Genomic DNA, 24,005 nt, shown 5'->3' on the forward strand with positions numbered 1-24,005 from the left:
TTATTCCGGCTGTTCGCAAACGGCGGCGAGCTTGTTGCCGTCGTGGTCGCGGATGAAGGCGGCGTAGAAATTCGCATGGAACGGGCGCAGGCCTGGCGCACCCTCATCGGTGCCGCCCTGCGCAAGGGCGGCGGCATGGAAGGCATCGACCGCCGCGCGGGTCGGGGCGACGAGCGCGATGGTCACGCCGTTGCCGAAGGTTGCCGGTTCGCGGTTGAACGGCTCCACGACCCAGAAGCGGGCGCGCACGTCCTCGTCGGCCGCATAACCGATCTCGTCCACCCCTTCCTTCTGCCTGCGATAGCCGATGAGCGGCAGGATGGCGTCATAGAAGCGGCCGGCGCGTTGCAGGTCGTTGGTGCCGACGGTGGTGTAGAGCAGCATCAGGCGTCTTCTTCCGTCGCCGCCGCCTCGTCGTCCCTTGCCTTGCGGCCCTTGAACCCCTTGGCGAGCAGGAACATTTCCACCGATTCGGCGCGCGAAGCGCCGGGCTTCACATGGATGACCTGCTTGAAATTCTGCTTCAGCAGGTTGAGCAGGTCGCGCTCCGTGCCGCCCTGGAAGGTCTTCGCCAGGAAGTGCCCGCCCTCGGCCAGCACCTCGATTGCGAAGTGGGCTGCGACCTCGCACAGATGCATGGTGCGGATATGGTCCGTCTGGCGATGGCCGGTGGTCGGCGCCGCCATGTCCGAGATCACCAGGTTCGGCGTGCCGCCGACCGCCTCGATGAGTTTTTCAGGCGCATCGGGCTCCAGAAAGTCCATCTGGAGGATGCGCACGCCCGGAAGCGGGTCCATCTCCAGAAAGTCGATCGCCGCGACGCGCGGGTCGGCATCGGTCGAATCCGTCACCTTGGCGGCGATCTGCGACCAACTTCCGGGCGCCGCACCAAGGTCGATGATGCGCCGGGCGCCGGCGAGGATATGGTGCTTCTCGTCGATCTCCAGCAGCTTGAAGGCCGCGCGCGCGCGATAGCCTTCGAGCTTGGCGCGCTGCACATAGGGATCGTTGATATGGCGCTCGATCCAGCGGCGGGACGACGCCTTGAGCTTGCCCTTCTTGACCTTCTGGCCGAGCTTGCGGCCGATCGGGGGCTTGGTCATGACGCCTGTCCTTCGGGCTTTGCCGGGTTGCGGGGGCCGCCGCGATGGTTGCGGCGGTGGCGGCCGCGGCGCCAGACGCCGTCATCGGCCATCATGTCGGTGAGCAGGCCTTCGCGCAGGCCCCGGTCGGCGACGCGCATGCGGCGCGACGGCCAGCGCTTGCGGATCGCTTCCAGAATGGCGCAGCCGGCGAGCACGAGATCCGCCCGGTCCGGGCCGATGCAGGGATTGGCCGCGCGGGCGGAAAAATCCCAGGAGAGCAGCCGCGCCTGCATTGCGGTCACTTCGTCGTCGGACAGCCAGACGCCATCCACCCGGCGGCGATCGTAGCGCGGCAGGTCGAGATGCACGCCGGCCAGCGTCGTGACCGTGCCGGACGTGCCGATAAGGTGGAAATCCTCGGGTGCGACGCGCGCGACATCGCCCGGGCAATCGAAATTCGCCAGCATGCCCTCGACTTCCGAGACCATGCCCGCAAAACTCTCGGGCGTCACGTCGCGCCCGCCATGGCGTTCGGAAAGCGTGACGACGCCGACCGGCAGCGAGGTCCAGTGCGTGATGTGGTTGGCAAGCCGGCTGGAGCGGTTGTCACCGATGCGGATGACCGCGATTTCGGAAGACCCGCCGCCGATATCGAACAGCACGACCGACTTCGCCTCCCGCCCGACGAGCGAGGAGCAGCCGGACACCGCCAGCCGCGCTTCGGTCTCGCGGTTGATGATCTCCAGGTCGAGCCCGGTTTCTTCCAGCACCCGCTCCAGAAACGCTTCGCCGTTCACCGCCGCCCGGCAGGCTTCGGTGGCGATGAGGCGTGCGCGGCGGATGTTGCGGTTCTTCAGTTTCGCGGCGCAGATCTTCAGCGCCTCGACGGAACGGTCCATCGCCTCGTCGGAAAGCTGGCCGCTCGCAGCCAGGCCCTCGCCGAGCCGCACGATGCGCGAAAAGGCATCGACGACGCGGAACTGGCCGGGCCGGGTCGGCTGGGCGATGAGCAGGCGGCAATTGTTGGTGCCGAGGTCGAGTGCCGCATAAAGCGGCGCATCGTAGACGTCGCGATCGGCCGGCCGGTGGGCCGCCGAATCGCGCCGCGGTTCCGGCATGTGGAAGGCGGGCCGCTCTCCGTTGGCCTGCTCGACCGCCGGGTGCTGCACGATGGCCGCTTCGGCAACGAGCGGCACGGCGCGCGGCGCCTTCTTGCCACGGTTCTTGCGCCGGTTGCGGCGGCCTTCGGCCGTACCCTGATCGGGAAGTTCTCGCTGGCCGACGGGCGCGAGCGGGCGCACGTTTTCGCTGCCGGCAGTTTTACTGCGTCGGCGGCGCTTGTTCCTGCGCGTGGAATCACCGGCCTCATTGGCCTTGGGGCGCTCAGCCGATCCGGATACACCGGTCGCCTGGCCTGCGGACAGGGAAACGGCAGAGGGACTTGTTGCGCCCTTCTGTTTTCCCTTGCGACGGCGCGACCGCTTCGGACGCCCCGTATCTTCCGCATCTCGCGCCCCGGAAACGGACGGCTTCACGCCGCTGTCGGGGTCGTTCACGTTGCTGCCTATGGCGCCGCGCAAAGCTCATAAAGCTGCAAGCAGGCGCTCTCTCGATCTTCGTTGGCGCGACATTACCAGCGCCCGGCCCGTTCGCCAAATTCTTTTTATGACGGACCGACGACACCTGCGGCCCGAACCCGCCCACGAAAGCCCAGCAACGATTTTCCCAAAAAAACCATTTGCATCTCCCCGCCTTTTGTTTATAAGCCCGCCTCACAGGCGCCGGCCCAGCCGGAACCGTTGCTGGGGAATAGTTCAACGGTAGAACGACGGACTCTGACTCCGTTAATCTTGGTTCGAATCCAGGTTCCCCAGCCAAAAACTTCCGAGAGAAATCCAAAGCGTTCGGCCACCCTCTTTGAGGCTGGCCTGGATTTTCATATTGCGCCAGTCCCCGCATTTCCAACGGCTCCCTGTTACGTAACGACAGGGGTGCAGCGTGAAACCGTCGCGCGCGACGCTGGACCTTTTTCCGGAAAATGCTGAAGACCTGCGAGAGCATATCGCCGCCGCGCCGAGCTCTCAATTATCGAGTGAAGACCCGGGCAGAGTGGCTAAGTCGGACAATTTTGACATTCGACGGGCGCGCGCTTCTCATCGTGTGCATCCGCTGGTAGCACCGTGATTCACACATGTTTCGAAAGGGTTAGTTATGAGTGCCACAGGATTTGAAGGGTCGACACTCGAATATCGGTTCGTTTCTCCGGTTATGCCAGGATCCGACGCGATAACGCTTTTCACTGAGCAGCCCGGCCAAGACGCAGAGTTTCTGATCTCGGGCGACTTTGATGTGGGAGCCTTCAACGTCGACAACAAGACCATACGATTCGACATGAATTCGTCGTTTGGCATCTCGTTCGCCCCTGGTGACGCATTCACGATCAGCGATATTGGCATCGATGACGTGCCGGATATCGTCGGCTTTACGCTGTCGACCAATGTCGCAGGGTTAACAGCTGCAAATATCACCTATACGGCACAGTCCTTTACCATCACGATGCCTGGTTCGCTCGATTGGCTCCCTGGACAATACCTGGAAATCACCGCTCAGTTCATCACAGACACGCAAACCCCCGATCCCGATCCGCGTCCCGACCCACAGCCAACAAAGGTTACAGGCACGGATGGCGATGACTTCCTGCGCGGCTCGGGCGGGCAAGACATCATGGCGGGCGGTGGCGGCAACGACGCCCTCTTCGCCGGCGGCGGCAACGATACCGTCAACGGTGGCACTGGCGATGACACGATCGGGGGCGGCAATCACGCCGATGTTCTTTATGGCGAGCAGGGCAACGACATAATCTATGCAGGCGAAGGAAATGACGCCGCGTATGGAGGCATCGGCAATGACGCTTTGTTTGGCGGCGGCGGTCATGACTCGCTCTATGGAGGCGATGGGCGAGACACGGTCTGGGGCGGCAGTGGCAATGATTTGCTGAAGGGCGCGAATGGCGATGACGTCTTGGGCGGCGGTGCTGGAAACGACGAGGTTTTCGGTGGCGCTGGCAATGACACCGTTTCAGGTGGCGACGGCAACGATCAGTTGTTCGGCAATATGGGCAACGACGTGCTCTTTGGCGGGGCTGGTAAAGACATTCTCGATGGCGGCCTGGGAAATGACAACCTGTATGGCGGTGCCGGGGCGGACACGTTTGTCTTCGGCAAGGCCGAGGGCAACGACGTGATCCGCGACTTCGAGGCCGACCGCGATTTCATCAAGCTCAGTGGGCAAACCTATACCGTCGGTGAGAGCGCCAATGGCGACGCGATCCTCGAGCTCTCTGGCGGCGGCACCGTGACGTTGATCGGAGTTGCGATCGGAGACGTTAACTCCGATTGGTTCCTGACAGCGTAAAGTAGAGCGAGTACGGCCGACCAGGCTCGTTTCAGGTCGGCCCCTTCTCGCGCGGCTTGCTGGCTTCGTCATGGACGAGCGAAGCCGCTAGCTTGGCGGCGTGATCAAGCTGGCGACCCTCTGGTGAGCTGGTCGGCGGCTCGAAACGTGCGGAATGAACTGCCGAGCCAGGTTCCCCAGCCAATCTCTTTTCCCGTATATTTTCCCTTCGATTGCCGGAATGCTGTTAGCATTCGCGGGGAGTCGTACCGGATTCCGGTTGCAATCGGGGGCCGAGTCACTAGTTGGGTCAGAAAAGAGCGGATCTGCGCCGAGAGTGTTGTCTATGATGTGCATGCGCCGGTGGTTTGCCGATAGATTTGGCGGGGCTTTCGCTTGAGCGACGTGGGGGCGCCACGGCAGGGGTTTCGCGGCGAAAGCGATGGGCGGCCGGCGGCCTCAAGGGCGTTTTTGCGGCGGCTTCGGCTTTGGACCGGGCTGGTCCTGTTTCTCTATGCGACGATGCATCTTCTGAACCAGGCGTTCGGCATTCGCTCCGTGGAGGCCATGGACATGGCGAGCCTAGTGCTTTTCGACCCGTGGCAGAGCGCGCCGGGGCGGGTGCTGCTCTACGGCTCGATGAGCATTCATGCCGCGCTCGGCTTGCGCGCGCTCTATCGGCGGCGGCATCTGCGGTTGCCGCCAGTCGATGCGGTGCAGCTGATCCTCGGCCTGGCCATACCCGCCGTGCTCTTCGCCCATGCCGGTTCGATCGCCTATCTGAAAAGCGTCTATGACGCCCGGGTCGGTTTCGACAAGATCATCTATGCGCTGTGGGTCGCCAACCCCCAGATCGGCCTGCCGCGGCAGTTGCTGCTGATCCTTGCCGTGTGGATTCACGGCTGTCTTGGCGTGCGGGCGTGGCTTCGAACCAAACAATGGTATGCGCGCCATGTTCCGGTCCTGATGTCGCTTGCGACGCTGGTGCCCGTGCTGGCGATCCTCGGTTTCGTCAATGCCGGGCTCGACATGCGCGAGCTTGCCGCCCTGGGCGTGGACTATCTGTCGCCGGGTGCTTACGACGCCCCGGGTTCGGCCGCCGCCGATGCGACGGCGCAGGCCAATGCGATCGCCGACCGCATTACGCTTGGCTACCTCGCGCTGCTCGGCGGCATCCTCGTGCTGCGCATGGCACGCGACTGGCATTCCTCGCGGTTCAGCTCGGTCAAGATCACCTATCCCGGCCCGCGCACCGTCTCCGTCCCGGTCGGCTTCAGCGTGCTGGAGGCGAGCCGCTGGTGTGGTATCCCGCATGCTTCCGTCTGCGGCGGCCGCGGCCGGTGCTCGACCTGTCGCGTCGAGATCGTCGCCGGCGGCGAGGCCTTGCCGGCAGCGGCGGGCGACGAGGAGCGCCTGTTGCGGCGGATCGGGGCGCCGCCATCGATCCGGCTCGCCTGCCAGATCCGGCCCAAACACGACCTCGCCGTCGTGCCGCTGGTGCATTCCGCCACCGCGGCGCAGACGAAGGGCGGCGCGTTCGCGCAGGTTGCCTCGGCCCGCCGGGAAACCGAAGTGGCAGCACTTTTCGTCGATCTGCGCCAGTCCACCCGGCTTGCCGACGACCGCCTGCCGTACGACACCTTTTTCATCGTCGAGCGCTACATCAAGGCGGTCTCCACGGCCGTGCGGGAAAGCGGCGGCCATGTCACCAACATTGCCGGCGATGGCGTCATGAGCGTCTTCGACACGGACGGCCCGACGCATGATGCGGCGCGCGACGCCTTTCGCGCGGCGCTTCGACTGTGGGAGGGCATCGATGCCCTGAACGAGGACCTGCAGCAGGAGCTGAACGAGCCGTTGCGGGTCGGCATCGGCCTGCATGTCGGGGTCGCGGTCGTCGGCACGGAATGGACGGGCGGGCTGGAGGGCATGCCCTTCCTCGGCGATACCGGCAATGTCGCGGCGCGCCTGGAGGCGCAGACCAAGCGGCTGGAAGCCACGATGGTGGCCTCCCGGGAGGCGATCCTGATGGCGGCCGGTCCGGAGCAGGTTTTCGACTTTGCGCCCGTGCTGCTGGCCGGCAAACAGGAGCCGATCGAGGTCGCGTGTTTTCGCGAAAGCGAGGAGCTTCGTTTGCTTCTCGCTGCTCCTGTGGCCGGCTAACTCTCCACCACAGAAATCTACGGCACTCTTGTCAGCGGTTTGCCCGACTGGCAGGTTGCACATGTCGATTCACACCTGCACGGAGGGGACAACCTATGGCGCACAAGTTCGAGATCTACAAGGACAAGGCTGGCGAGTTTCGCGTTCGCTTCAAGTATAACAGCGAAGTGATGTTCTCCACGGAAGGCTATTCCAGCAAGGCGAGCGCCCAGAACGCCATCGATTCGATCAAGAAGAACGGCCCCAGCGCGCCCGTCGAAGACACGACGACAGCGCAGGCCTGATCAGGTCTAACCCTCGAAAAGCCCGCCACCGGCGGGCTTTTTGCCGTTCAGAAGGTCGGCGGCGTGCAGGCGCTGATGACCTCGCAGGGCACCGGGCCGACACAGCGGAAGCGGTGCGGCCGGCGGCTTTCGAAATAATAGGCGTCGCCCGGGCCGAGGATGCGGCGCTCGTCGTCGACGGTCACTTCCAGCCGGCCGGAGAGCACGATGCCGCCCTCCTCGCCGTCGTGCACCAGCGGCACCTTTCCGGTGTCGGCGCCGGGCTGGTAACACTCCTTCAGGATCTGCAGGCTGCGGCCGAAGAGATTGTCGCCGACCTGGCGGAAGGAGATCGGGCCCTTGCCGATCTCGACCAGTTCGTCCGCCCGGTAGAACGCCTTTTTCGGCCGGTCCGGCTCGAAGGCGAAGAATTCCGCAAGGCCGATGGGGATGCCGTCGAGAATGCGCTTCAGCGCGCCGACGGACGGGTTGGAGGCATTCGATTCGATCAGCGAGATCGTCGAATTGGTGACGCCGGCGCGTTTGGCGAGCTCGCGCTGCGACAGATTGTGGGCGAGACGCAGATGGCGCAGCCTGCCCCCGATATCGACCGACATGATCTTTCCTGTTCTAGATGTTCGGAATATCGCAATTCCCGACTTTCATATCCTTTCTTTTCAATAGCTTGACGTCAACCAGAAAAGGACTTGTTCGGCATCGCAAATCATGGCGTCTATCGCTCCAGCCAGAGGAGATCTGCCATGAACGCCCACAACAAGCCCAATGCACCGGTGCTCGACAGCTACTGGATGCCGTTTACCGCCAACCGCCAGTTCAAGGCGGCACCGCGCCTGCTCGCTGCCGCCAAAGGCATGTATTATACGAGCGCCGACGGGCGCCGCGTGCTGGACGGCACGGCCGGCCTCTGGTGCGTCAATGCCGGCCACGGCCGCCGGCAGATCGCCGCCGCCGTCGAGCGCCAGCTCACCCAGATGGATTTTGCGCCCTCCTTTCAGATGGGCCATCCGATCGCCTTCGATTTTGCCGAGCGGCTGGCCGAAATCGCGCCCGGCCCGGAAGGCGCCAAGCTCGACCGCATCTTCTATACCGGTTCCGGTTCCGAATCGGTCGACACCGCGCTGAAGATCGCCATCGCCTACCAGCGGGCGATCGGCCAGGGCACGCGCACGCGCCTCATCGGCCGCGAGCGCGGCTATCATGGCGTCGGTTTCGGCGGCATTTCGGTCGGCGGCATCATCAACAATCGCCGCGTCTTCCCGCAGCTTCCGGGCTCCGACCACCTGCGCCACACCCATGACCTGGCGAAGAACGCCTTCGTGAAGGGCCAGCCGGAGCACGGCGCCGAGCTTGCCGACGACCTGGAGCGACTGGTGGCGCTGCATGGCGCGGAAACCATCGCGGCCTGCATCGTCGAGCCTGTCGCCGGCTCCACCGGCGTGCTGATCCCGCCGAAGGGTTACCTCGAAAGACTGCGCGCGATCTGCGACAAGCACGGCATCCTCCTGATCTTCGACGAAGTCATCACCGGTTTCGGCCGTCTCGGCGCATCCTTCGCCACGAACTATTTCGGCGTGACGCCGGATTTGGTGACGACCGCCAAGGGCCTCACCAACGGCGCGATCCCGATGGGCGCGGTCTTCTCCAGCCGCAAGGTGCACGATGCGCTGATGCATGGGCCGGAGAACGCCATCGAGATCTTCCATGGCTATACCTATTCCGGCCATCCGGCGGCCTGCGCCGCGGGTATCGCGACGCTCGACATCTACCGCGACGAGGGCCTGCTCACCCGCGCCGCCGAGCTTGAGGACGACTGGCAGACTGCGATGCATTCGCTGAGGGGCCTGCCGCATGTCATCGACATCCGCACGATCGGCCTGATCGCCGGCATCGAGCTTGCCTCGCGCGACGGGGCACCCGGCACGCGCGCCTATGACGTCTTCGTCGATTGCTTCGAAAAGGGCCTGCTCATCCGCGTGACCGGCGACATCATCGCCTTCTCGCCGCCGCTGATCGCGGAAAAGCAGCACTTCGAGGATATCGTCTCGATCCTCGGCGATGCGTTGAAGCGCGCGGCTTAAGTATTTTACGCAATTCCGGGCGGAAAACCGCTTCACACTTTTCCTGGAATTGCTTCGACTGCAATTTGCGAAAAACGCTGTTATAGCTGGGCCCGTAGCAGTACGGGCCCACATTCATGTCAGCATCCGCCAAGACCGAACCGAAAATCATCTTCCGTCTCCAGTTCGAGCCGGAGGGGCGCCTCGGCCGGGGCAAGATCCAGCTTCTCTCGCATATCAAGGATACCGGCTCGATTTCGGCCGGTGGGCGCGCGATGGACATGTCCTATCGCCGGGCCTGGCTGCTCGTCGACGAGATGAACCGGCTGTTTCGCGCGCCGGTGGTGGAATCGCAGCGCGGCGGAAAACAGGGCGGCGGCGCTGTGCTGACCCCCTTCGGCGAGGCGCTGATCGCGCATTACCAGGCGATGGAGGAGAAGGCGCGCGCAGCCCTTGCCGACGATATCGACTGGATCGTCGGGCAGCTCGCCGACTGACGAGAGCGTTTCCGCTTTTCTTCGAATCGCGAAAACCCTCTATCTTTTTGTTTTTACGCAATTCCGGACGCAAAACCGCTACGCACTTTTCCTGGAATTGCTCTATTCCAGCGCCACCGTCTTGATGACGGCGTGTACGGAGAGGCCCGGCACGAGGCCCAGGCGCTCGACGGAAAATGCGGTGATGCGGGCACGGACGGGATTGCCGCCGCAGGCGATGCGCAGGCTCGCCATGCCCTCGCCGTCCGGCTCGATCGCCTCCACGATGCCCTCCAGAATGTTGAGCGCGCTGAGGCCTTCCGGGCGCACGGTCGCGACCATGACGTCGCGAGCAGGGATGCGCAGCCGCACCGTCTCGCCGGGCGAAACGGCAGCACCCGGCACGAGGATGGTCGCGCCGCCATCGAGGCGGATGGTGGCAAGGCCGTGGGCGGCATCACGCGCCTCGACGTGGCCGGAAAGCACGCTGCCGGCCTCGCGGCGATCGGCGGCAGACGACAGGCGCGGGCCGCCGAGCACGTCGGAGGCGACACCGACCGCCTCGATGCGCCCGCCCGCCATGAGCACCACCCGGTCGGCCAACCGCGCGACTTCTGCCACCGAATGGCTGACATAGACGATGGGAATGCCGACCTCGTCGCGCAGGCGCTCCAGATAGGGCAGGATTTCCGCCTTGCGCTCCTCGTCGAGGGCGGCGAGCGGCTCGTCCATCAGGAGCAGGCGGGGCGAAGCGAGCAGCGCGCGGCCGATGGCGACGCGCTGCTTTTCCCCGCCGGAAAGGTTGCCCGGCTGGCGATCGAGCAGGTCGGCGATGCCGAGCAGGTCGACGATGCGCTCCGGATTTTCGGCGCGTGCGCCTTTCGGCGAGAACCAGCGGCCGTAATGGAGGTTCTGGCGGACCGTGAGGTGCGGGAAGAGGCGCGCCTCCTGAAAAACATAGCCGAAGCGGCGGCGGTGGGCGGGAACGAAGATGCGCCGCGCGGTATCGACCAACACCTCGTCGCCGAGCAGCACGCGGCCTTCCGCCGGGCGCGTCAGGCCGGCGATGATGCGGACCAGCGAGGTCTTTCCCGAGCCGGAGCGGCCGAACAGCGCGGTGACGCCGCCATCGGCGCTGAAGGCGGCATCCAGCGAAAAATCGCCGAGCCGGTGGCAGGCTTCGACGACGAGGCTCATTCGAGGTTCACCTTGCGGCCGATGCGTTGCGCCAGCACTTCGGAGGCGAGCAGCGCGACCATGGAAATAGCGATCGCGACGAGGGTGAGCCGCATGGCGCCTGCGTCTCCGCCCGGCACCTGGGTGAAGGTGTAGATGGCGGCCGACAGGGTCTGGGTTTCGCCGGGAATGTTGGAGACGAAGGTGATGGTCGCACCGAACTCGCCCATGGCCTTGGCGAAGGCGAGGATCATGCCGGCGATGACGCCCGGGAGAATCAGCGGCAAGGTGACGGTGAGGAAGACCCAAAGGGGACTTGCACCCAGCGTGCCGGCCGCCTCCTCCAGCTTGCGATCGACGGCTTCGATGGACAGCCGGATCGAGCGCACCATCAGCGGAAAGCCCATGACGCCGCAGGCAAGCGCCGCCCCCGTCCAGCGGAAGGACAGCACGATGCCGAACCATTCGTCGAGCAAAGAACCGATGGCACCACGCCGGCCGAACAGCACGAGCAGCAGGAAGCCGGTGACGACCGGCGGCAGGATGAGCGGCATGTGCACGATGCCGTTCAGGATCGACTTGCCCCAGAAGCGGCCACGCGCCAACGCCAGCGCCACCAGAATGCCGAGCGGCAGGCTGACGAGAACCGCAACCGCCGAGACCCTGAGGCTCAGCCGGATCGCCGTCCATTCCTCATCGCTCAAGGCAAGCCAGTCCACGTCGGTTCCTTCGAAATGCCGGACGAAATGCCGGAAGCCCCGGAGATTGAACCGGGGCCGGACCGTCGACAAGACCCAAAACCTCACCTTAGTCATGGTCGGGCCTGACCCGACCATCCATGTCACGGGTGTCGTGTGCGGGGTTTGGGACTTCCCGACAAACAAAGCCCCGGGTTTAACGCCCGGGGCTGTCGCGAGGCTCGTCTTACTTCAGGATCGAGAAGCCCTGTTCGGTGAAGAAGGGGGCGGCCTTTTCGGACTTCAGGAAGTCGAGATAGGCGGCCGCGGCGGCGCTCTTCGATTCGTTCAGGATGGCGACCGGGTAGATGATCGGCGGATGGCTGTCTTCCGGGAAGGTGCCGACGACGGCGACGCCCGGATCGGCAGCGGCATCCGTCTGGTAGACGATGCCGTAGGGCGCCTCGCCGCGCGAGACGAGGGCGAGCGCCGCACGCACGCTTTCGGCACCGGCAACCTTGCCTTCGACCGACGACCAGACGCCGAGCTTTTCCAGCGCCGCCTTGCCGTATTTGCCGGCCGGCACGGTTTCGACCGCGCCCATGGCGAGCTTGCCGTCACCGACGAGGCCGGCGAGGTCGAAGCCTTCCTTGATCTCGACGGTGGACGCCTTGTCCTTCGGCGCGACGAGCACGATGCGGTTGCCGAGCAGGTTGACACGGGTGTCGTCCTTGATCAGCTTCTTTTCGGCAACGTAATCCATCCAAGCAAGGTCGGCCGAGATGAAGAGATCGGCGGGCGCTGCGGCCTCGATCTGCTTCGCGAGCGCCGAGCTGGCGGCATAGGAGACCGTCGTCTCGTTGCCGGTTTCCTTCGACCAGGCGGCGTTCGCCGCATCGAGCGCGTTCTTCAGGCTCGCAGCGGCGAAAACCGTGACCTTTTCCGCGGCGGCTGCCGGCAGGGCAAGCGGGAACGCCGCGAAGGCGGCGACGACGAGTTTCAGAAGCAGACGACGGTTCATTCCTGTTCTCCCTTATTCCTGCCTTCGGGCAGCGTGATATCCCCTTGAATATATCGGCGCTTCCGGCTTTGCCAGCGCTATATTTTCAAAAATACAGGGAAACAGACCACCGCCAAACGGCCGTAAAGACCGTCCGGCGAAGTCGCGCGATTCACAGGGAAATTTGACCGCCTAGAACAGCGCGTCGTCGAAGAGTTCGTCGTCGGTCTTCGCCGCCGCCGGCGCGGCGGGCGCTTCCATCGGCGTGCCGAAGATGCGGGCATGCACCTCGCGTTCGGAAACCATGGTGTAGGTGCGGGAAATCCGGCTGCCGAGATCGGCAAGCGCCTCGTCGAGGCCGGACAGGTCGGGAAGCTCGTGGCCGATGAGATCGCCGGCGCGTGCCGAGCAATCGGCGAGCACGTCGCCGAGTTCGGCGTTGAAATCGAGGTCTGCGATCGTCCGGCCCGCCTTGGCGGAAACGTCCGCGCCGCAGGCCCGCAGCGCCGTCATGTCCTCCTCCATGCGGTCGCCCGCACGGCGGATATGGTCGAGCGCCTCTTCCAGATGCGCATCCAGCGAGCCGCCGGCGCTGGCGCCCGCCTCGCTCAGCCTGCCGGCATCGTCTTCCAGCGATTGCAGAGCGACGAGGATGTGTTCGGCCGTCTCGTCGAGCCGCGTGGAGAAGGTGCGCAGTTCCGCCGTCACGACGTTGATCGCGCGTCCCTCCTCGCAGAGCTTGCTGCAGCGCAAGTTGGTATTGAGCGCCATGTACTGGATGTCGGTGCGCACCAGCTTGATCGTCTCGACGCCCTTCAAAAGTTCGCGCACGGTCTCGACCGTGCTGTGTCCGAGCGCATTGGCCTTGTCGGCCGCCTGTTCGATGTCGCGCACGACGGCGCGCGCCGCGGCAATATCGGCCTCCAGGATGCGCATGGCGCGGTCGGCCGACTTGCCGTCGGCGGCGTCCATGTCGCCGTATAGCATCATCAAGCCGTCGATATCGGCGCCGAAACTGCGGATCGTGCTAACGACCGTCTTGCACTCGCGGGTGAAATCGCGGGCGATCTCGCCGAGCTGCGCATGGACGAGATGGCGCACGAGCGCGGTCAGCCGGCCGGCGGCCTCCGCGTCGAGCGTTCCGGCGGCGAGATAGTCGTCCAGGAAGGCGAAGGCGGACTGGCAATGTTCGATGCGCTGGCGGGTAATGTCGCCGATCTGCATGGCCGACAGCGTGGTCGCGACCTTGGTCTGCACATGGCGCGCCGACGCGCCGACCTTGGCGGCGAGCTGCGAAAGATGGCGGCGCTGGGCCGTGAGGTCGCCGGCATTGCGCGAGAGGTTGCCGGCAATATCCGGCACGCTGCGGCGGAACCGTTCGAGTGCCTCCCCGCCCCCGGTCGAGGCGGAGCCGATCACGCTGCTCAGCGTGCCGATCTTGGTGCCGAGCGCGTCGACCTGGGTCCTGCCGTATTGAATGCGCTCGAGAATTTCTTCGGCAAAGCCGGAAAAGTCCGGAATGGCGGCGCCGGTGATCTTGGCGGTCGTGGCGAAGGTGCGGAGGTAGCGCAGCGTCTCCTGCATGTCGGCAATATAGGCGCCGAGCGACTTTTCCGTCACCGCGACATTGCCGAGGCGCTGCTGGCGCATCTCCTCGATGCCGGGAAGCGCTGTGAGCTGGTCGACGGTCGCCACGAGCTGGCCGATCGTCGCCTCGGCGGCCTCGTCGCCCAGCGAGCCTGAGAGCTTCTCCAGCGATGCAACCAGACGGTTAAGGACATCGAGCACGTTGAGCAGGACGACGCCGCCATCGAGGAACCGCTGCTCGATGCGCGAGCGGGCTCCTTCAAGGCGCGATACGAGTTCAACCTCAGCCGTCTGTCGCTCCGCGCGCTTTGCGCTTGTTATTCCTGACACGCCATACCCCACTCACAAGAACCCGTAAGCGGCACCCTAGGCTGAAGATTGTAACGCGCAGTAAATTCGCTTTCCCTTATCTAGCTGAGTCCCGCCCTCGCAGGTCCATTTCGGCACCACTACCCGAGGATGCAGGCATCCCTAGAATTAGGGATTGATAAATAATATTACTTATATCTAATTTTCTGCCTTATTATTATAAAACAGATAGTTAAGTCGATTTTCTGCCCTAGCGTGAGGCGGTGTAGACGCACCCCGATATCTACCAATGGATGAAATTAGCAACCGAACTTTACCCTTCATTAAGCGTGACTTGGGAATCTGGCGCGGGAAATACTCTGTTCCAAAACGATTATCGAGGCGTCCATGTCATCAACCCTGCCGGGTGATACGTCGTTAACCTTACCGGCGACGCTCACCATCAAGAATATATTGGCAGTTCAAGAGTTGATCTTGGACTTCTTGAGTAGAAACACGTCCGCAGTTCTGGATATCGACGAGGAGGCGCAGGTCGACCTCAGCTTCGTGCAGCTCGTTACGGCGGCGCGCAAACAGGCAGAGATGAAGGCGGGGCGCGTTCTACTTGCCCGGCCCGCTGCCGGAGACCTCTACGACGTGCTGAAGCGTGGCGGCTTCCTCGATGACATGACGCCGGACGCCGCACATTTCTGGTTGCATCAGGAGAAGAATTGATGACCGCGAAGATCTTGACCGTTGACGATTCCGCCAGCATCCGGCTGACGACGCGCGTCACCCTCTCCAATGCCGGCTACACCGTGACCGAGGCGGTCGACGGCCTCGACGGCCTGAACAAGCTGAGGGGCGGCGAATACGACCTCGTCGTCACCGACCTGAACATGCCGAATATGGACGGCCTGACGATGATCCGGGAGCTGCGCAAGCTGCCCGCCCATACCGGCGTGCCGGTCATCTTCCTCACCACCGAATCCGACGGCGAGCTGAAGGCCCAGGCGAAAGCCGCCGGCGCCACCGGCTGGCTCACCAAGCCGTTCGATCCGGAAAGCCTCGTCAAGATCGCCAAGAAGGTGCTGGGCAAATGAGCAACCCGGACCCGATCTCAGTCTTCCGGACAGAAGCCGCCGAACTGCTGGAACAGATCGAGTCCGGCCTTCTGGATTTGACACGCAGCCTCGACGACCGCGACCAGATCGACGCCGTCTTCCGCGGCCTTCACACGCTGAAGGGGTCGGGCGCGATGTTCGGCTTCGACGCGCTCGCCGCCTTTACCCACCATTGCGAGACCGCCTTCGACCGGGTGCGCAAGGGCGACGTGCCGGCAACGCACGAACTGGTCTCGGCCGTGCTTTCGGCGCAGGACCACATGCGCGCGCTCTTGGAAACGCCGAACGGCGACCACGACGCGATGAGCGCCAGCCTGCTCGACAACCTGCATCGCGCCGTCAACGGCGCCGGCTCCCCTGCCCCGGTGGCGGTTGCCGCCGCAGCTGCCACGCCCGTCAAGGAAGATGCCGGCGGCATGCGCGAATGGCGCATCCGCTTCCGCCTGCCGGCCAATGCCATGGCGAACGGCACCAATCCGCTCGGCCTGCTCGACGAAATGCGCGACCTCGGCGATTGCAAGATCGTCGCCGACATTTCGCAGGTGCCGGACCTCGCGACGCTCGAGCCGCGCGACATGCATCTCGGCTGGGACGTGACGCTGAAAACCGAGCGGCCGCGCGCCGATATCGAGGACGTCTTCATCTTCGTGATGGACGACATGGAACTGGAGATCGCGGAAATCGCCGGCGAAAAGCCGGCCACGGCACCGAAGCCCGCCGAAGCGCCGGCTGCCAAGGCCGTGGTCGTTGCCGAGCGCGAGGCGCCGGCGATCCAGGCGGCCAACGATTCCAAGCAGAACAAGTCCGCCGAAAACGTCCGCGTTCCGGCCGAACGGCTCGACGAGATGATGGACCGCGTCGGCGAGCTCGTCATCGCCCAGTCCCGCCTCACCCAGCTTGCCGGCACCGCGGCCGATCTCGGCCTGCGCTCGGTCTCGGAAGAAATCGAACGGCTTTCCGGCGAGTTGCGCGACACGATGATGGTGCTGCGCATGATGCCGGTTGCGAGCCTCTTCAGCCGCTTCCGCCGCCTCGTGCACGACCTTTCGCGTGAGACCGGCAAGGAAATCGAACTCATCACCGAGGGCGAGACCACCGAGGTCGACAAGACGGTCATCGACCGGCTCGCCGATCCGCTCGTCCACCTCGTGCGCAACTCGATCGACCATGGCCTGGAAAAGCCGGAAGAGCGAATTGCCGCGGGCAAGGAGGCGAAGGGCCAGGTCATCCTTTCCGCGCACCAGACGGGCGGCGAGGTCATCATCACCATCAAGGACGACGGTCGCGGCATCAACCGCGAGCGGGTGCGCGCCAAGGCGGAATCCTCCGGCATCATCCAGCCGGGCGCCACCCTCACCGACCAGGACCTGCTCCAGCTGATCTTCCAGCCCGGCTTCTCCACAGCCCAGGCGGTCACCAACCTTTCCGGCCGCGGCGTCGGCATGGACGTGGTGAAGAAGACGGTGGAGGCGCTGCGCGGCACGATCGACATCACCAGCAAGCCGGGCGAAGGCTCGACCGTGTCGCTGCGCATTCCGCTGACGCTCGCCATCATCGAGGGTCTTCTCGTGCGTGTCGGCCAGGGCTGCTACGTCATCCCGCTTTCGGCAGTGGAAGAGTGCCTCGAACTGTCGCTCGAAGACGATCTTCGCTCGCGCGGGCGCAGCTTCATCTCGCTGCGCGACAGCCTCGTACCCTTTCTTCGGCTGCGGGAACTGTTCAGAACCGGCACCGAACCCGATCAGCACCAGAAGGTCGTCGTCATCTCGACGGGCTCGGAGCGCGTCGGCCTCGTCGTCGACCAGATCATCGGCGACCACCAGACGGTCATCAAATCCATGTCCAAACTGCACCATGACGTCGTCACCTTCTCGGGCGCGACCATCCTTGGGGATGGCAGCGTCGCCCTGATCCTCGACGTCACGCACCTCATCGCAGTCGGACAACATCAGGAGGCGCAATTGCGGGCGGCAGGATGAGTGAAGCGGCACGAAAACTCGACTACGAGACGATCTGGGGCGAGGAGGACGAACTCTCGGTCCTCACCTTCAACCTGAACGGCGAGACCTTTGCCATCGAGGCGATCGTCGTGCAGGAAATCCTCGATCTCCTGCCGGAAACCCATGTCCCCGGCAGCAAATCCTTCGTTTCCAGCGTCATCAACTTCCGCGGCAAGGTCATTCCGCTTGCCGACATCCGCCTTGCCTTCGGCATGGATGCTACGGAAACCACCATCGACAGCCGCATCGTCGTCATCGAGCTCGATCTCGACGACGAGGCGACGCTGATCGGTCTGCGCACCGACAAGGTCAACGAAGTCACGACCCTGCCGAAACTGGCCAGCGAGCCGCCGCCGAGCGTCGGCATGCGGTGGCGCGCCGATTACATCAACTGCCTCGTCAAGCGGGGCGGAGAATTCATCATCGTCCCGAACCTGCACGCGATCTTTGCCCCCCGCAAAGACCGGCCGGCGCCCGCGCCGAACTAGGACATCAGGAGAGACCCATGCGCTTCACCATTAAACTCAAGTTATTCCTGGCCTTCGGTTTCATGCTCGCGGTGCTCGTCGGTACGGCGGCCTATGGCATCATGAGCCTCGGCGGCCTCAACACCACACTCGGCGACGTGCTCAGTGGCCCCGCCGAACGCCTGAAACTTGCCCAGACGCTGAACAATCTGCAACTCCAGCAGATTCGTCAGCAGAAGAACATGCTGTCTTCCACAAGCGTCACCGAGACAAACCGCTACATCGCCCTCAGCGACGAGGCGCGCAAGAGCTTCGATACGACCTTCGAACAGGTCCTCGCCAAGGCGACGGAGCAGGGTAAGGTGCTCTGGAGCAAACTTGATGGCATGTCCACCGATTTCCGTCGCGATGACGACCGCATCCGCGCTCTGGCGCTGGCGGGTGACATGGACGGCGCAACCCGCGTTTCGAACACGGACGCCCGCACGACCACCAACGAAATCGATACCTTGCTGAAGGAAGTCGTTACGCTGGAAAGCAGTCGTCTGGACGAAGCGGAAGTTGCTGCCGACGCGCAATACCAGAGCACACGCACGATCATGGTAACGATTGCTGCCATCGCACTGCTCGTTGCGACCAGCGCTGCCGTCTGGATCGTCTTCTCCATCAACCGGGGCATTTCCCGCGCCGTCGGTGTCGTGCAGAACGTTGCGGATGGCGACCTGACCCGCTTCGCCGAGATTTCCACCAGGGACGAACTCGGCGATCTGCTCGGCCACGTCAACACGATGATCGAGCGCCTGCGCGGCGTCGTTGCCGATGCGCTTTCGGCCTCCGACAATGTCTCGTCGGGCAGCCAGGAACTGTCGGCCAGCTCGGAAGCCCTCTCGCAGGGCGCCACCGAACAGGCATCGTCCGCCGAAGAGGCCTCTGCCTCCATGGAAGAGATGGCGTCCAACATCAAGCAGAACGCCGACAACGCTGCCCAGACGGAAAAGATCGCCCGCCAGTCCTCCAAGGATGCGGAAGCCTCCGGCCAGGCCGTCGGCCGCGCCGTCGGCGCGATGCGCACGATTGCGGAGAAGATTTCCATCGTGCAGGAAATCGCCCGCCAGACCGACCTGCTCGCGCTGAACGCGGCTGTCGAAGCAGCCCGTGCCGGCGAACATGGCAAGGGTTTTGCCGTCGTCGCCTCGGAAGTGCGCAAGCTCGCCGAGCGCAGCCAGGCGGCGGCAGCCGAAATCAGCGCCCTTTCCGGCGAGACCGTTTCGGTCGCGACGGAGGCCGGCGAGATGCTGACCCGACTGGTTCCCGATATCCGCAAGACCGCGGAACTGATCTCCGAAATCTCGGCTGCCTGCCGCGAACAGGATATCGGTGCCTCGCAGATCAACGAAGCGATCCAGCAGCTCGACAAGGTGACGCAGCAGAATGCCGGCGCCTCGGAAGAAATGTCGGCAACCTCGGAAGAACTCGCCGCCCAGGCGGAAGAGCTTCAGGCCTCCATTGCCTTCTTCCGCGTCGACAATGCCTCCCGCAAGGAACCGAACCACGCCGGCAAGCTGCGGGCAACCGCAGCGAAGATGGCAGCACCTGCCAAGCGCCCGTCCAACACCGCGGCCCACCGCCCGGCACCGGTTGGCACTAAAGGCCGCGGTAACGGCTTTGCCCTCGACATGTCGATGGGCGGCCCAGACGCCGACGACGCGGACTTCCGCGAAAGCGCTTGATCTGGAAATGACGGCGGCACGCCCGGCGACGGGCGTGCCGCAAATTCGACCCGGCGCGTGTAGGCGACGGCAAAAGGGCCGCTTTCCCCGGCCCGCGGAAGGGTGAGTGTATCGGTCTTCTCGCATTAGGGCGTCCGCAATCGCGGCGCCCCTGCCCTGAACACGGCATCTGCGACCAAAGGAGCCCGCCGAAATGCGCCTTACAATCAAACTCAAACTAGTTATCGCCTTCAGCCTACTCGTTCTTCTATCGACCGGTATGTCGATCATGGCGATCGTCAACCTGTCATCGCTGAATTCTGCCATTACCGGCATCATCCAAGGCCCCGCGGCGAGTCTTCGCAGCTCCAGCGATCTTTCCGACGCCGTGCAGAGCGCAATCCGCAATGAGAAGAACGCGATCCTCAACACCAACCCACAACTCATTGACGATTTCGTCAACCAGATACACGCGGATCAGGCGAAGATTGCGGATCTTGTAGAAGCGATCAAAAAGTCTGAAAGCCTTGGGGTCCAATCCAAGATCGAAGCCTTTTCAGTCAATCTTCCGGCTTGGCTGAAATTGCAGGAGGATGCCCTCAAGCTGGCAGCCGAGAATACCGATGACAGCAACCGCAGGGCTGCTCAGATTTCGATGACACAGGGACGAGATGCGGCTACCGCAATTCTCACGTCTCTGACCGCACTGAATGACCAGATTGCAGCAGATCTGGACAGCACTGATCGGGAAACGAACGATCAATACGCCAACTCGCGCAATCTGCTGATCGCCTCACTCGTCATCATGGTCGTGCTGTCGGTGGTTATCGCCTTCTGGATCGCACTTGGTATCAACAACGGCCTGCGAAAGATCCAATCCGTCGCAGAAGCTGTTGCCATCGGCGACCTCAACCAGAATATCGAGATCAAGACGAACGACGAGATCAAAGACCTGGTCGACACGATCAACGTGATGACCGGCAACCTGCGCAACACGGCGACGATCGCCGACCAGATCGCCAATGGCGATCTCACCGTCACGCCAAAGCCGCTCTCCGACAAGGATACGCTCGGCATCTCGCTGGAAAGCATGGTCGAGCGCCTGCGCGGCGTCGTCTCCGATGCGCTTTCGGCCGCCAACAACGTCTCGTCGGGCAGCCAGGAACTGTCGGCAAGCTCCGAGCAGCTGTCTCAGGGTGCAACCGAACAGGCATCGTCTGCCGAAGAGGCATCTGCCTCGATGGAAGAAATGGCGTCGAACATCAAGCAGAACGCCGACAACGCCGCCCAGACGGAAAAGATCGCCCGCCAGTCCGCGAAGGACGCCGAGGCCTCGGGCGAAGCCGTGAGCCGCGCCGTCGGCGCCATGCGCACCATCGCGGAAAAGATCTCCATCGTCCAAGAAATCGCCCGCCAGACAGACCTGCTCGCCCTGAACGCTGCCGTGGAAGCGGCCCGTGCCGGCGAACATGGCAAGGGTTTTGCGGTCGTCGCCTCGGAAGTGCGCAAGCTTGCCGAGCGCAGCCAGGCGGCAGCTTCCGAAATCAGCGCGCTGTCCGGCACGACCGTCTCGGTTGCCACCGAGGCCGGCGAGATGCTGACCCGCCTGGTGCCGGATATCCGCAAGACCGCCGAACTGATTTCCGAAATCTCGGCCGCCTGCCGCGAGCAGGATATCGGCGCCTCGCAGATCAATGAAGCGATCCAGCAACTCGACAAGGTGACCCAGCAGAATGCCGGTGCCTCGGAAGAAATGTCCGGCACCTCGGAAGAGCTTGCCGCCCAGGCGGAGGAACTCCAGACCTCGATCGCCTTCTTCCGCGTCGACCGCGCCTCCAACGCGCCGTCGGTCGCGCAGCGCCGCCCGGCGCCGGTAACCCGCGCCGCCGCCAAGCCCGTCATGGCGTCGGTTCGCAAGCCCGACAACAGCGTCAACGCCCAGCAGGCCCGCGCCCGCGGCTTTGCCCTCGACATGTCGATGGGCGGCCCGGATGCCGACGACGCAGACTTCAGGGAAAGCGCTTGATCATGGCCGGCACATCCTCCGAATCCCAGTACGTCACCTTCAGTCTCGACAACGAGGTCTTTGCCGTGCCGGTCTCGGTCGTCCGGGAAATCCTCGACCATGAGGATGCCTTCAAGATCCCGCATGGGCCGGAGTACCTGCTTGGGCTCCGCGACGTGCGGGGCCAGGGTGTGCCGGTCATCGATCTTCGTCTCCGCCTCGGCATGACGAAGACCGAGAAGACGCCGCACACGCGGGCACTCGTTCTCGACGTGCCGATGGGGGAGAAGACCCTCACCCTCGGCCTCGTCGCCGACCGGGTCTTCGAGGTCATCCCCTTCCGCAAGGAGGAGATCGAGGGCGCGCCGGACATCGGCGTGCGCTGGCCGTCCGACTACATTGCCGGCGTGGTGCGCCGCAACGGCGCCTTCGTCGTCATCGTGGATCTCGCGCGCCTGTTTTCCGGCGCCGAGGTCGCGATGATGGGCACGGCAAACCGCCTAGCCGCCACGGCATAATTCAGGAGTACGGGCGTGGGAGCAGCATTGCGGGCGCAAGGGACTGAGGACGGGCTGAGCAGCCGGAACTTCGACGCCCTGTCGCGCTACATCTATGATTATAGCGGCATCAAGATGCCGGTTTCGAAGCTGACGATGCTGGAGGGCCGCCTGCGGCGGCGCCTTCGGGCAACCGGCATTTCCAACTTCAACGACTATTGCGACTATCTCTTCAAGCGTGGCGGCATCGAGAAGGAAGCGATCTTCCTGATCGATGCCGTGACGACCAACAAGACGGATTTCTTCCGCGAGCCGAAGCATTTCGAATACATGTCGAGGACCGGCCTGCCGGAAATGGTGGCGGCCGGGCACAAGCGGCTCCGGCTGTGGAGTGCGGCCTGCTCGATCGGCGCCGAGCCCTATACGATGGCGATGGTGCTGCAGGATTTCGCCGACGCGACATCCGGCATCGACTACCGCATCCTCGCCACGGATCTTTCGACGGACGTGCTGCAGGCGGCGCGGCGCGGCGTCTATCCACGCGACATGATCCAGCCCGTCTCGGCCGAGATGCAGCGGCGCTACGTGATGACGTCACGCGATGCCGCGCGCGGCGAGGTGCGCATCCATCCGCGCCTGCGCTCGACGGTCGGCTTCGCCCGCATGAACCTCATGGACAGCGCCTACAAGGTGGGCGATCCGATGCATATGATTTTCTGCCGCAACGTGCTGATCTATTTCGATAAACCGACGCAGGCGAAGGTGCTGTCCCGGCTCTGCGACTGCCTTGTGCCCGGCGGCTACCTCTATGTGGGCCATTCCGAAACGGTCACCGGCATCACCCTGCCGGTGCGCCAGGTCGCCAACACGGTTTTCAAGAAGATCTGATGCCCCTTCCGGTGAAGAAAATCCGCGTTCTCATCATCGACGACTCAGCGAGCGTGCGTCAGGCACTGACCCATGTGCTGGAGCAGGATCCGGAGATCGAGGTGATGGGGGCCGCCTCCGACCCCTTCATGGCGGCCAAGAAAATCCAGGAGGAAATGCCCGACGTCATCACGCTGGACGTGGAAATGCCGCGCATGGACGGCATCACCTTCCTGCGCAAGCTGATGTCGCAGCGGCCGATCCCGGTCGTCATGTGCTCATCGCTGACGGAAGAGGGCTCGGAAACCTTGATGCAGGCACTGGAGGCCGGCGCCGTCGACATCATCCTGAAGCCGAAGATCGGCGCGGCCGACCACCTCGCCGAATCCGGCACGCGCATCCGCGAGGCCGTGAAGGGTGCCGCCGTCGCCCGCATCGGCTCCCACCGCCGCGCGGCCGTGCCGACAGGCCCGACGGCGAAACTCACCGCCGATGCCGTGCTGCCGCCGCCTTCGGGCCGCGCCATGGCGAAGACGACGGAAATGGTCGCCTGCGTCGGCGCGTCCACCGGCGGCACCGAGGCGCTGCGCGTCATGCTCGAACAATTGCCGGCCAATTCCCCCGGCCTCGTCATCGTGCAGCACATGCCGGAAAAATTCACCGCAGCCTTCGCCAAGCGGCTGAACAGTCTCTGCGAAGTCGAGGTCAAGGAGGCCGTGCATGGCGATCCCGTGTTGCGCGGCCATGTGCTGATCGCGCCCGGCGACCGGCACATGATGCTGGAGCGTCAGGGCGCGCGCTACCATGTGGCGGTGCGCGAAGGCCCCCTCGTCTCGCGCCACCGGCCCTCCGTCGACGTGCTGTTCCGCTCCGCCGCGCGTTCGGCCGGCGGCAACGCCATGGGCGTCATCATGACCGGCATGGGCGACGACGGCGCGCGCGGCATGGCCGAGATGCACCAGGCCGGCGCCTATACGGTGGCGCAGGACGAGGCGACGTCCGTCGTCTTCGGCATGCCGAAGGAGGCTGTCGCGCATGGCGGCGTCGACCGCATCCTGCCGCTCGACCAGATCGCCCGCGAAATCCTCGCTGCCGACCGGCGCCGGTAAGCGATTTTCACCTTCCGTTAACCATAAATGGCGAGGATGAC

Annotated in this window: 22 protein-coding genes and 1 tRNA gene; 15 read left to right on the forward strand and 8 right to left on the reverse strand. The window is 64.1% G+C overall.

The features are described from left to right. From AC1RWL_RS24880 to AC1RWL_RS24890, 3 genes are read right to left on the reverse strand one after another with little or no spacing between them, the layout of a single operon-like run. Positions 1 to 384 carry a VOC family protein gene (locus AC1RWL_RS24880; RefSeq protein ID WP_493095817.1) on the reverse strand — a complete coding sequence of 128 codons (384 nt, stop codon included), beginning with the start codon at positions 382 to 384 and terminating at the stop codon, positions 1 to 3. Next, on the reverse strand, positions 384 to 1,103 hold the full coding sequence (locus tag AC1RWL_RS24885) for an RlmE family RNA methyltransferase (RefSeq protein ID WP_435268599.1): 720 nt from the start codon (positions 1,101 to 1,103) through the stop codon (positions 384 to 386). Before AC1RWL_RS24885 ends, AC1RWL_RS24880 begins: the two co-directional genes overlap by 1 nt. Next, the gene (locus tag AC1RWL_RS24890) at positions 1,100 to 2,641 is read right to left on the reverse strand and encodes a Ppx/GppA phosphatase family protein (RefSeq protein ID WP_493095818.1); all 1,542 of its coding nucleotides are present in this window, start codon (positions 2,639 to 2,641) and stop codon (positions 1,100 to 1,102) included. The genes AC1RWL_RS24885 and AC1RWL_RS24890 overlap by 4 nt, the downstream gene beginning before the upstream one ends. Before the next feature lie 247 nt (positions 2,642 to 2,888). Between AC1RWL_RS24890 and AC1RWL_RS24895 the strand changes: the two genes are divergently transcribed. The 4 genes from AC1RWL_RS24895 (at position 2,889) to AC1RWL_RS24910 (ending at position 6,925) form a co-directional block, all read left to right on the forward strand. Continuing rightward, positions 2,889 to 2,962 (forward strand) — tRNA-Gln (locus AC1RWL_RS24895). Between the two features lie 334 nt (positions 2,963 to 3,296). Continuing rightward, positions 3,297 to 4,499 carry a calcium-binding protein gene (locus AC1RWL_RS24900; protein ID WP_493095819.1) on the forward strand — a complete coding sequence of 401 codons (1,203 nt, stop codon included), beginning with the start codon at positions 3,297 to 3,299 and terminating at the stop codon, positions 4,497 to 4,499. Between the two features lie 501 nt (positions 4,500 to 5,000). Then, positions 5,001 to 6,641 carry an adenylate/guanylate cyclase domain-containing protein gene (locus AC1RWL_RS24905; RefSeq protein WP_493158508.1) on the forward strand — a complete coding sequence of 547 codons (1,641 nt, stop codon included), beginning with the start codon at positions 5,001 to 5,003 and terminating at the stop codon, positions 6,639 to 6,641. 95 nt (positions 6,642 to 6,736) lie between these two features. Then, a complete protein-coding gene (locus AC1RWL_RS24910) occupies positions 6,737 to 6,925 on the forward strand; it encodes a YegP family protein (RefSeq protein ID WP_493095820.1) in 189 nt (62 codons plus the stop codon). A 47-nt stretch (positions 6,926 to 6,972) separates the two neighbouring features. On the opposite strand, the gene AC1RWL_RS24915 is transcribed toward AC1RWL_RS24910, so the two are convergent. Then, positions 6,973 to 7,521 carry a cupin domain-containing protein gene (locus tag AC1RWL_RS24915; RefSeq protein WP_492650294.1) on the reverse strand — a complete coding sequence of 183 codons (549 nt, stop codon included), beginning with the start codon at positions 7,519 to 7,521 and terminating at the stop codon, positions 6,973 to 6,975. A gap of 144 nt (positions 7,522 to 7,665) precedes the next feature. Here AC1RWL_RS24915 and aptA point away from each other — a divergent pair, with 144 nt between their 5' ends. Together aptA and AC1RWL_RS24925 are read left to right on the forward strand one after the other, a co-directional pair. After that, entirely contained in the window at positions 7,666 to 9,003 is a 1,338-nt protein-coding gene (gene aptA / locus AC1RWL_RS24920) for an omega-aminotransferase AptA (RefSeq protein ID WP_493095821.1), read from the forward strand. 116 nt (positions 9,004 to 9,119) lie between these two features. Then, the gene (locus AC1RWL_RS24925; protein ID WP_256118445.1) at positions 9,120 to 9,479 is read left to right on the forward strand and encodes a winged helix-turn-helix domain-containing protein; all 360 of its coding nucleotides are present in this window, start codon (positions 9,120 to 9,122) and stop codon (positions 9,477 to 9,479) included. 102 nt (positions 9,480 to 9,581) lie between these two features. Here the strand turns inward: AC1RWL_RS24925 and modC are convergent, their stop codons facing one another. From modC to AC1RWL_RS24945, 4 genes are all read right to left on the reverse strand, one after another. After that, on the reverse strand, positions 9,582 to 10,655 hold the full coding sequence (gene modC / locus AC1RWL_RS24930) for a molybdenum ABC transporter ATP-binding protein (protein WP_493095822.1): 1,074 nt from the start codon (positions 10,653 to 10,655) through the stop codon (positions 9,582 to 9,584). Continuing rightward, the gene (gene modB / locus AC1RWL_RS24935) at positions 10,652 to 11,353 is read right to left on the reverse strand and encodes a molybdate ABC transporter permease subunit (protein WP_493095823.1); all 702 of its coding nucleotides are present in this window, start codon (positions 11,351 to 11,353) and stop codon (positions 10,652 to 10,654) included. The genes modC and modB overlap by 4 nt, the downstream gene beginning before the upstream one ends. Positions 11,354 to 11,558: 205 nt before the next feature. Further along, complete coding sequence (gene modA, locus AC1RWL_RS24940; RefSeq protein ID WP_439629673.1) at positions 11,559 to 12,332, reverse strand: molybdate ABC transporter substrate-binding protein; 774 nt, start codon at positions 12,330 to 12,332, stop codon at positions 11,559 to 11,561. A gap of 171 nt (positions 12,333 to 12,503) precedes the next feature. Then, positions 12,504 to 14,228: a chemotaxis protein gene (locus AC1RWL_RS24945; RefSeq protein WP_493095824.1), complete on the reverse strand. Its 1,725-nt coding sequence runs from the start codon at positions 14,226 to 14,228 to the stop codon at positions 12,504 to 12,506. A gap of 366 nt (positions 14,229 to 14,594) precedes the next feature. Here AC1RWL_RS24945 and AC1RWL_RS24950 point away from each other — a divergent pair, with 366 nt between their 5' ends. The 9 genes from AC1RWL_RS24950 to AC1RWL_RS24990 all read left to right on the forward strand — a co-directional run bounded on the left by AC1RWL_RS24950 (position 14,595) and on the right by AC1RWL_RS24990 (position 23,964). After that, entirely contained in the window at positions 14,595 to 14,921 is a 327-nt protein-coding gene (locus AC1RWL_RS24950) for an STAS domain-containing protein (protein ID WP_493095825.1), read from the forward strand. Continuing rightward, positions 14,921 to 15,289: a response regulator gene (locus tag AC1RWL_RS24955; protein WP_493095826.1), complete on the forward strand. Its 369-nt coding sequence runs from the start codon at positions 14,921 to 14,923 to the stop codon at positions 15,287 to 15,289. The genes AC1RWL_RS24950 and AC1RWL_RS24955 overlap by 1 nt, the downstream gene beginning before the upstream one ends. After that, the gene (locus tag AC1RWL_RS24960; protein WP_493095827.1) at positions 15,286 to 17,289 is read left to right on the forward strand and encodes a chemotaxis protein CheA; all 2,004 of its coding nucleotides are present in this window, start codon (positions 15,286 to 15,288) and stop codon (positions 17,287 to 17,289) included. The genes AC1RWL_RS24955 and AC1RWL_RS24960 overlap by 4 nt, the downstream gene beginning before the upstream one ends. Further along, positions 17,286 to 17,798 carry a chemotaxis protein CheW gene (locus AC1RWL_RS24965; protein WP_439629663.1) on the forward strand — a complete coding sequence of 171 codons (513 nt, stop codon included), beginning with the start codon at positions 17,286 to 17,288 and terminating at the stop codon, positions 17,796 to 17,798. Before AC1RWL_RS24960 ends, AC1RWL_RS24965 begins: the two co-directional genes overlap by 4 nt. 17 nt (positions 17,799 to 17,815) lie before the next feature. After that, positions 17,816 to 19,507, forward strand: a complete 1,692-nt coding sequence (locus tag AC1RWL_RS24970; protein WP_493095828.1) for a methyl-accepting chemotaxis protein — start codon at positions 17,816 to 17,818, stop codon at positions 19,505 to 19,507. A 193-nt stretch (positions 19,508 to 19,700) separates the two neighbouring features. Next, on the forward strand, positions 19,701 to 21,512 hold the full coding sequence (locus AC1RWL_RS24975; protein ID WP_493095829.1) for a methyl-accepting chemotaxis protein: 1,812 nt from the start codon (positions 19,701 to 19,703) through the stop codon (positions 21,510 to 21,512). 2 nt (positions 21,513 to 21,514) lie between these two features. Next, positions 21,515 to 22,009 (forward strand): chemotaxis protein CheW, encoded by a 495-nt coding sequence (locus tag AC1RWL_RS24980; RefSeq protein WP_493095830.1) that lies wholly within the window; start codon positions 21,515 to 21,517, stop codon positions 22,007 to 22,009. A 15-nt stretch (positions 22,010 to 22,024) separates the two neighbouring features. Continuing rightward, complete coding sequence (locus tag AC1RWL_RS24985; protein WP_493095831.1) at positions 22,025 to 22,876, forward strand: CheR family methyltransferase; 852 nt, start codon at positions 22,025 to 22,027, stop codon at positions 22,874 to 22,876. Then, positions 22,876 to 23,964: a protein-glutamate methylesterase/protein-glutamine glutaminase gene (locus AC1RWL_RS24990; RefSeq protein WP_493095832.1), complete on the forward strand. Its 1,089-nt coding sequence runs from the start codon at positions 22,876 to 22,878 to the stop codon at positions 23,962 to 23,964. Before AC1RWL_RS24985 ends, AC1RWL_RS24990 begins: the two co-directional genes overlap by 1 nt. Positions 23,965 to 24,005 lie beyond the last annotated feature (41 nt).

The sequence above is a fragment of the Shinella sp. GW821-FHT10F02 genome (assembly GCF_058809275.1).

What these genes read in the sequence shown, in the direction of transcription:
- AC1RWL_RS24880 (WP_493095817.1), bottom strand. Translation starts at nt 384, where the DNA reads ATGCTGCTCTACACCACCGTCGGCACCAACGACCTGCAACGCGCCGGC.
- AC1RWL_RS24885 (WP_435268599.1), bottom strand. Translation starts at nt 1,103, where the DNA reads ATGACCAAGCCCCCGATCGGCCGCAAGCTCGGCCAGAAGGTCAAGAAG.
- AC1RWL_RS24900 (WP_493095819.1), top strand. Translation starts at nt 3,297, where the DNA reads ATGAGTGCCACAGGATTTGAAGGGTCGACACTCGAATATCGGTTCGTT.
- AC1RWL_RS24905 (WP_493158508.1), top strand. Translation starts at nt 5,001, where the DNA reads ATGCATCTTCTGAACCAGGCGTTCGGCATTCGCTCCGTGGAGGCCATG.
- AC1RWL_RS24910 (WP_493095820.1), top strand. Translation starts at nt 6,737, where the DNA reads ATGGCGCACAAGTTCGAGATCTACAAGGACAAGGCTGGCGAGTTTCGC.
- AC1RWL_RS24915 (WP_492650294.1), bottom strand. Translation starts at nt 7,521, where the DNA reads ATGTCGGTCGATATCGGGGGCAGGCTGCGCCATCTGCGTCTCGCCCAC.
- aptA (WP_493095821.1), top strand. Translation starts at nt 7,666, where the DNA reads ATGAACGCCCACAACAAGCCCAATGCACCGGTGCTCGACAGCTACTGG.
- AC1RWL_RS24925 (WP_256118445.1), top strand. Translation starts at nt 9,120, where the DNA reads ATGTCAGCATCCGCCAAGACCGAACCGAAAATCATCTTCCGTCTCCAG.
- modC (WP_493095822.1), bottom strand. Translation starts at nt 10,655, where the DNA reads ATGAGCCTCGTCGTCGAAGCCTGCCACCGGCTCGGCGATTTTTCGCTG.
- modA (WP_439629673.1), bottom strand. Translation starts at nt 12,332, where the DNA reads ATGAACCGTCGTCTGCTTCTGAAACTCGTCGTCGCCGCCTTCGCGGCG.
- AC1RWL_RS24950 (WP_493095825.1), top strand. Translation starts at nt 14,595, where the DNA reads ATGTCATCAACCCTGCCGGGTGATACGTCGTTAACCTTACCGGCGACG.
- AC1RWL_RS24955 (WP_493095826.1), top strand. Translation starts at nt 14,921, where the DNA reads ATGACCGCGAAGATCTTGACCGTTGACGATTCCGCCAGCATCCGGCTG.
- AC1RWL_RS24960 (WP_493095827.1), top strand. Translation starts at nt 15,286, where the DNA reads ATGAGCAACCCGGACCCGATCTCAGTCTTCCGGACAGAAGCCGCCGAA.
- AC1RWL_RS24965 (WP_439629663.1), top strand. Translation starts at nt 17,286, where the DNA reads ATGAGTGAAGCGGCACGAAAACTCGACTACGAGACGATCTGGGGCGAG.
- AC1RWL_RS24970 (WP_493095828.1), top strand. Translation starts at nt 17,816, where the DNA reads ATGCGCTTCACCATTAAACTCAAGTTATTCCTGGCCTTCGGTTTCATG.
- AC1RWL_RS24975 (WP_493095829.1), top strand. Translation starts at nt 19,701, where the DNA reads ATGCGCCTTACAATCAAACTCAAACTAGTTATCGCCTTCAGCCTACTC.
- AC1RWL_RS24980 (WP_493095830.1), top strand. Translation starts at nt 21,515, where the DNA reads ATGGCCGGCACATCCTCCGAATCCCAGTACGTCACCTTCAGTCTCGAC.
- AC1RWL_RS24990 (WP_493095832.1), top strand. Translation starts at nt 22,876, where the DNA reads ATGCCCCTTCCGGTGAAGAAAATCCGCGTTCTCATCATCGACGACTCA.